This window comes from Actinomadura sp. NPDC048032, from assembly GCF_040653175.1.
Taxonomy (GTDB): Bacteria; Actinomycetota; Actinomycetes; order Streptosporangiales; family Streptosporangiaceae; genus Spirillospora; species Spirillospora verrucosospora.
Window position 1 is genome coordinate 1 of sequence record NZ_JBEZJP010000420.1, and the last position, 7,248, is coordinate 7,248.

Here is a 7,248-nt window from a genome sequence, read left to right on the forward strand (position 1 = left end):
GCCTGCTGTTCGCGGCGGGCGGCGGAGGCCGCCTGACCCTCGACCAACTCCTCAGACCGACCATTCGGGGAGAAACGGAGAACAGCCGATGAGAGGCGTTTTCGCGCGTGGGACGTCCAGGGGCCTGGCGGTGCTGGCCGCCGCGGGGCTGCTGGCGCTGAGCGCCTGCAGCAGCTCGGGCGGCAAGAAGTCCGAGGAGACCCCGGAGGGCGCCGGCCCCCGGTTGAAGATCGCGATGGTCACGCACTCCGGCGCGGGCGACACCTTCTGGGACATCGTCCAGAAGGGGGCGAAGGCCGCCGCCGCCAAGGACAACGTCGAGTTCCTCTACTCCGCCGACCCGGACGGCGGCAAGCAGGCCCAGCTCGTCCAGGCCGCGCTCGACAAGAAGGTCGACGGCATCATCGTCACCCTCGCCAAGCCGGACGCGATGAAGGACGTGCTGGCCCGCGCCGCCGCCGCGAAGGTGCCGGTCGTGTCGATCAACTCCGGCGCCGAGGAGTCGGCGAAGCTCGGCGCGATCGCGCACTTCGGGCAGGACGAGTCGATCGCCGGTGAGGCGGCCGGCACGGAGCTGGGGAAGATCGGCGCCAAGAAGGCGCTGTGCGTCGTCCACGAGCAGGGCAACGTCGGCCTGGAGGACCGCTGCGCCGGCGCGAAGAAGACGTTCGGCGGAGACCTGCAGAACCTGTTCGTCCAGGGCACCAACATGCCGGAGGTGAAGTCCTCCCTCACGGCCAAGCTCCAGGCCGACAAGAGCATCGACGGGATCCTCACCCTCGGCGCCCCGTTCGCCGCGACCGCCGTCGACGCGGTCAAGGAGACCGGGAGCAAGGCCAAGGTCGGCACGTTCGACCTGAACAAGGACCTCATCGCCTCGATCAACTCCGGCGCGATCGAGTTCGCCGTCGACCAGCAGCCCTACCTGCAGGGCTACGGGGCCGTCGACGAGCTGTGGCTGCTGAAGAACAACGGCAACGTGCTCGGCGGCGGACGGCCCGTGCTGACCGGGCCCGCGATCGTGACCAAGCAGAACGCGGCGCAGCTGGAGGCGTTCGCGAACCGGGGGACGCGATGACCCAGGCGGTGGCCGGGCCGCCGGCGGCCCGCCCCGACGAGCGCCTGGCCCGGCGGTCGCCCGTGCGGCGGCTGCTGGGCCGCCCGGAGCTCGGCGCGCTGCTCGGCGCGGTGGCGCTGTTCGCGTTCTTCTCGATCGTCGCGGACGCCTTCCTGCGCGCCGGCTCGTTCTCCACCGTCCTGTACGCGGCCTCGACGTTCGGGATCATGGCGGTCGGGGTGTCGCTGCTGATGATCGGCGGCGAGTTCGACCTGTCCGCCGGGGTGATGGTGACGTCCTCGGCGCTGATCGCCGCGCTGACCGCCTACCAGTTCACGCTGAACGTGTGGGCGGGCGTGGTGATATCGCTGGTGCTGACGCTGGCGCTCGGCATGGTGAACGGCGTCCTGTACGTCCGGACGCGGCTGCCGAGCTTCATCATCACGCTCGCCACGTTCTTCATGCTCGCGGGCCTGAACCTCGGCGTGACGAAGGCGCTCACCGGCAACGTCGCGAGCGACTCCGTCCGCGACATGGACGGCTTCGCCTCCGCCCGCGCGGTCTTCGCCTCCGACGTGGACGTGCTCGGCGTCAACGTCAAGGTGACCGTGTTCTGGTGGCTGGCGTTCACGGCGATCGCCACCTGGCTCCTGCTGCGCACCCGCCTCGGCAACTGGATCTTCGCGGTGGGCGGGGCCGCCGGCAGCGCCCGCGCGGTCGGCGTCCCCGTCGACCGGGTGAAGATCGGCCTGTTCATGGGCGTGGCGTTCTGCGCGTGGTTCTCCGGGATGCACCTGGTGTTCGCGTTCGCGACCGTCCAGTCCGGGGAGGGCGTCGGCAACGAGTTCCTCTACATCATCTGCGCGGTCATCGGCGGGTGCCTGCTCACCGGCGGCTACGGGTCGGCGGTCGGCGCGGCGATCGGGGCGTTCATCTTCGGCATGACGAACAAGGGCATCGTGTACGCCGAGTGGAACCCCGACTGGTTCCGGTTCTTCCTCGGCGCGATGCTGCTGGTCGCCACCGTGGTCAACCTGGTGGTGCGGCGCAGAGTGGAGCGGACGCCATGACGGACGCGAAGGGGGCGCCGCTCATCAGGCTCAGCGGCGTCGGCAAGAACTACGGCAACGTCATCGCGCTGCGCGACGTGGACCTGGAGGCCTCCGCGGGCGAGGTCACCTGCGTCCTCGGCGACAACGGGGCCGGCAAGTCCACGCTCATCAAGATCGTCGCCGGGCTGCACCGCCACGACACCGGCACCTACGAGGTGCGGGGCGAGGAGGTGAGCTTCGGATCGCCCCGCGACGCGCTCGACCGCGGCATCGCGACCGTCTACCAGGACCTCGCGGTCGTCCCGCTCATGCCGGTCTGGCGCAACTTCTTCCTCGGCTCGGAGAAGCGGGGCCGCTTCGGAGCGATGGACGTCAGATCGATGCGCGAGACCACCCAGCGGGAGATGGCCGCGATGGGCATCGACCTGCGCGACGTCGACCAGCCCATCGGGACCCTGTCGGGCGGCGAGCGGCAGTGCGTGGCCATCGCCCGCGCCGTGCACTTCGGGGCCGAGGCGCTCGTCCTGGACGAGCCCACCGCCGCCCTCGGCGTCAAGCAGGCCGGGGTGGTGCTGCGCTACATCGTCCAGGCGCGGGAGCGGGGCCTCGCGGTCGTCTTCATCACCCACAACCCGCACCACGCCTACCCGGTCGGCGACCGCTTCCTGATCCTCAACCGCGGGCGCGGCATCGGGTACCACACCAAGGAGGAGATCACCCGCGAGGAGCTCACCGGCCTCATGGCGGGCGGGGGCGAGCTGGAGGAGCTCGCCCACGAACTCGACGCGGCGGGCTCGTCCGCCGCCGCCGCGCGGATGGCGAAGGAGGCCGAGAGCCTGGGCCTCACCGGCGACTGACGGCCACCCGGGCCGCTCAGGCGGCCCGGGGCGGTCCTCGCCCGGGGCTCGGGCGGCGCCGGTCCGGCGCGGGCGCGCGCTCTCCAGACCGAGACCGCGAAACCGTGGCGGATCACGCAGCGCGATGCCACACTCACAGAGCCGTGAAGACCAATCTCCCCGCCGAGCCCAACGCCTTCGTCGGCCGCGAACGCGACGCCGCCGACCTCGGCAGGCTGCTGGAGGGCATGCGGGCCGTCACCCTGTGCGGGGCGGGCGGGATCGGCAAGACGCGGCTCGCGCTGCACGTCGCGCACGCGGTCCTCGACGCGTCCCCGGCGGCCGGCGCGCACGACGGGGGCGTCTGGTTCGTGGAACTGGCCGACGTCCGCCCGGATGGGACGACCGAGCCCGTCGCGCGGCGCGTCGCCGCGGCCCTCGACGTGGCCGAGGAGGACGGCCGTCCGCTCACCGAGACGCTCGCCGACGCGCTGCACGCGCCGCCTGTCCTGCTCGTCCTCGACAACTGCGAGCACGTCGTCGAGGAGTGCGCGAAGCTCACGGGCCTGCTGCTGGCCCGCTGCCCGCGGCTGCGGATCCTCGCCACCAGCCGGGAGCCGCTGCGGATGGCGGGGGAGAACGTGTGGCGGGTGCCGCCCCTAGAGCCGGACGAGGCGGTCCGGCTGTTCCTGGAGCGCGCCAACGCGGCGCGGCCCGGGTTCGCCGTGTCGGAGGCCGTCCACGAGGTCACCCGGGCCCTCGACGGGATGCCGCTGGCGGTGGAGCTCGCCGCCGCCCGGGTCCGGGTGCTGTCGGCCGAGCAGATCGCGCGCCGCCTCGCCGACCGGTTCCGGCTGCTCAGCGCCGGTGACCGCACCGCCCCCGCCCGGCAGCGGACGCTGCGCGCAGCGATCGACTGGAGCCACGACCTGCTGGACGGGCCGGAGCGCGTCCTCCTGCGGCGCCTGTCGGTCTTCGCGGGCTGGACGCTGGAGCAGGCCGAGCACGTCTGCGCCGATCCCGCGCCGTCCGGCGGCGCCCTGCCCGCCGACGACGTCCTGGACGCGCTCACCGCCCTCGTCGACAAGTCCCTCGCGACCGTGACCGGGGAGACCGGCGGGAAGGTCCGGTTCCGGCTGCTCGACAGCATCCGCGAGTACGCGGCGGAGCGGCTCGCGGACGCCGGCGAGGAGGAGGAGTTCCGCGGGCGGCACCGCGACGCCGTCCTCGCCGACGCCGAACGCGACGGCGCGATCGCGCTCGGCGTCGAGCCCGCGCCCTGGACGGACCGGGTGGCGCTGTTCCACCGGTACGACACCGAGCTCGGCAACGTCCGGGCCGCGCTGACCTGGTCGCTCGACCACGGCGACATCGCCGAGGGGCTGCGGCTGTGCACGGCGCTGCGGACGTTCTGGATCGCGCGCGGCCGCGTCGCCGAATGGGCCGACCGGACCGACCGCTTCCTGTCCGCCGCCCGCGGCGTCGGCCCCCGCGTCCTCGGCCCGGCGCTCGCCGGCCGCGCCCAGCTCGCCATGGGGGGACGCGACTTCGTCCAGGCCGCCCGGCGCGCCGACGAGGCGCTCGGGCCCTGCCGGGAGGCCGGGGACGACGTCATGACCGCGACCGCGCTGATCACCGGCGCCGAGTGCCTCGCCCGCGCCGGCCGCTTCGCCGCCGCCGCCCGCCGCCTGGACGAGGCCGACGCCCTCGTCCGGGGCCCCGGCCGGGAGTGGACCCGCGCCTACGCGTGCGCGGCCCGCGGCTACCTGCTGATCCGGGAGTCGCGGCTGCGCGAGGCCCGCGAGCGGCTCGACGCGGCCGCGTCCGTCATGCGGGACATCGGCCATCTGTGGGGCGCCTCCCACGCCATGATCGGCCTCGGCAGGCTCGCCGAGCTGCGCGGCGACCCGGCCTCGGCCCGCGGCCACTACGCCGCGGTCCTGCCGGTCCTCGCCGAGATCGGCGCGCGGCCGGAGCTGGCGCGGGCCCTGGCCGGTCTCGGCCGCGTCGCGCTGGCCCGGGGAGACCTGCCCTCGGCCCGCGCGTCGCTCGCCGAGAGCCTCGCGCTGAGCCGCTCGTGCGGGATCCGGCTGGACATGGCCCGCGCCCTGGACGCGTTCGCCGAGGTGGTCGCGTGCGAGGGCGACGAGCGGGGCGCGGTGACGCTCGCCGGCGCGGCGTCCGCGCTGCGCGAGGCGACCGGCCGCGAGCCCGGCACGGGCGCGCGCCGCGAACGCGTCCTCGAACCGATCCGCCGCGGGATCGGCGAACCCCTCCTCGCCCAGTACTGGGGCGAGGGCCGCGCGATGACCGCCGACGACGCGATCGCCTACGCGCTCCGCGGTCCCGGGACGGTCCCGCCGCCTCGGCCGCCGGCGCGGGGCCTCGCCGCGCCGGGCGCCGCCGGACCGGTCACGCCGCCGGGCGGCCTCACGGCCCGCGAACGGGAGATCGCCCGCCTGGTCCGCCGCGGTCTCAGCAACCGCGGAGTCGCGGACGAACTCGTCATCAGCCCCGCCACCGTCGCCCGCCACGTCACCAACATCCTGACCAAGCTCGGCTTCTCCTCCCGCGCCCAGATCGCCGCCTGGGCCGTGGACAACATCCCCGCGGAGGATTCCTGACCGGGGGTGTGTACACATCGCGTACGCTCCCGGGCGCCGGTCGAATACGACGGTGGTTGCGCACTTCGGCGCATGCGCGGGCCGGCGCGCCCGCCTAGCGTCGGCGCCATGCTCCCCAGAAGCGTGGACCCCGCCTACCCGGCGGTCACGGTGACCCACGCGGTGTTCGGCGCCGCACCCGACCCCGGGAGGACCGCGGTGCTGGACGCGTCGTCCGGACGCGCCCTGTCCCACGCGGAACTCCCCACCCTGGTCGGGACCGCGGCCTCCGCTCTCGCACGCGACGGAACCATGCCGGGGGACGTGGTCGGCCTGCGCCTGCGCGAGCCCCTGGACCTCGCCGTCGCCCTGCACGCGGTGATCGCGGCCGGCGCCGTCCCCTTCCCCGTCACCGGCCCGGACGCGTCCCGCATGCTCGAAGAGGCCGGCGCACGCTCCGTCATCACCGACGCTCCCGGCGGCGATGACGACGCCGGAACCGGCCGCACCGGCGAGACGGCCCCGCTGCGGCTCGCCGATCTGCTCGCCGCCCCGGCCCCCGCAAGCGCGGCCCCGCACACGGTGGCCGACCGCGCCGGGGGCGACGTCGCGCTGCTGGCCTGTACGCCGGAGGGCGAAGGCGGCCCTGCCCGGACGGTGCGGCTGACGCACGCGGAGGTCGTCGCGGCCCTGATGAGGGTCGCCGAGTCCGCCATGTTCGGCGGCGCGGACACGGTGCTGAGCGCGCTGCCGTTCGGCACCGTCCTCGGGCTGAACGGGGTGCTCAACCCGGTGCTGCGGCTCGGCGCCACCGCCGTCGCGTACTCCGGGGCGGGACGCCACGACCTGCTCCGCGCGCTGCGGGACCACCGGGTGACCGTCGCGGTGCTGCCGCCGGAGCTGGTGGAGGCCCTCGCTCACGAGCGCGCCGTCTGCCACTACGACCTGCGGGCGCTGCGCGCCGTCGTGGTCGCGGGCGGGCCGCTCGCCTCGGAGGGGGCCCGCGCCGCCGCGACCCGGCTGGGCTGCCCGGTGCGGCAGGCGTACGGGCCGGCCGAGGCCGGCGGGTTCACCCACCTCAACCTGCGCGCCGCCGAGGAGGGGACGCTCGACTCGGTCGGGCGGGGCCTGCCGGGCGTGGCGTGGCGGGTCGTGGATCCGCGCACCGGGGCGGTGCAGCCGTCCTACCAGCCCGGCGAGATGTGCGTGCGGCTCCCGGCGGGGCGGGACGCCGCGGGACCCGGGCGGTGGCTGCCCACCGGGGACTCGGCGTTCGCCGACGAGCACGGGCGGGCGTTCATCCTCGGGCGGCTCGCCGGGGCGCGCCGCGAACCGCCCGGCGACCCGGAGGCGGTGCTGGCCGCCCATCCGTCCGTGGGGGACGCCGTCGTGGCGCCCGCCCCCGACGACGACCTCGGGCTCGCGCCCCACGCGTTCGCCGTGCTGTCCGAACCGGTGCCCGAGGCCGACCTGCTCGCCTATGTCAACGGGCGCGTGCCGGCGACCCGGGCGGTGTCGGCGGTGCACGTCGTCGACGAGATCCCCCGCACGGCCGGAGGCCGGGTCAGGCGCCGGGAGCTCCTGGAGCGCGCCGGCCTGGCCCCGTGACGTGCGCACCCGCCACGATCACCGACGTGGTCCTGGAGGCGGCCGGGGTGGGGGGGGGGTGTTGCGCCGCCTCCCCGCGCGGGGGGCGCCCC

At 75.2% G+C, this 7,248-nt stretch carries 5 protein-coding genes; all 5 read left to right on the plus strand.

Going from position 1 to position 7,248, the window contains the following annotated elements:
• Window positions 1-88 precede the first annotated feature (88 nt).
• The 5 genes from AB0C69_RS34990 to AB0C69_RS35010 all read left to right on the plus strand — a co-directional run bounded on the left by AB0C69_RS34990 (window position 89) and on the right by AB0C69_RS35010 (window position 7,156).
• Window positions 89-1,078, plus strand: a complete 990-nt coding sequence (locus AB0C69_RS34990) for a sugar ABC transporter substrate-binding protein (protein ID WP_360359476.1) — start codon at window positions 89-91, stop codon at window positions 1,076-1,078.
• Window positions 1,075-2,127 (plus strand): ABC transporter permease, encoded by a 1,053-nt coding sequence (locus AB0C69_RS34995; protein ID WP_353835466.1) that lies wholly within the window; start codon window positions 1,075-1,077, stop codon window positions 2,125-2,127. Before AB0C69_RS34990 ends, AB0C69_RS34995 begins: the two co-directional genes overlap by 4 nt.
• Window positions 2,124-2,966, plus strand: coding sequence for an ATP-binding cassette domain-containing protein (locus AB0C69_RS35000; protein ID WP_360359479.1), 843 nt, complete (start codon window positions 2,124-2,126; stop codon window positions 2,964-2,966). The genes AB0C69_RS34995 and AB0C69_RS35000 overlap by 4 nt, the downstream gene beginning before the upstream one ends.
• A gap of 143 nt (window positions 2,967-3,109) precedes the next feature.
• Window positions 3,110-5,569 carry a LuxR C-terminal-related transcriptional regulator gene (locus AB0C69_RS35005; RefSeq protein WP_360359482.1) on the plus strand — a complete coding sequence of 820 codons (2,460 nt, stop codon included), beginning with the start codon at window positions 3,110-3,112 and terminating at the stop codon, window positions 5,567-5,569.
• A gap of 108 nt (window positions 5,570-5,677) precedes the next feature.
• Window positions 5,678-7,156, plus strand: coding sequence for an AMP-binding protein (locus AB0C69_RS35010; protein WP_360359485.1), 1,479 nt, complete (start codon window positions 5,678-5,680; stop codon window positions 7,154-7,156).
• The last annotated feature ends 92 nt before the right edge of the window (window positions 7,157-7,248 follow it).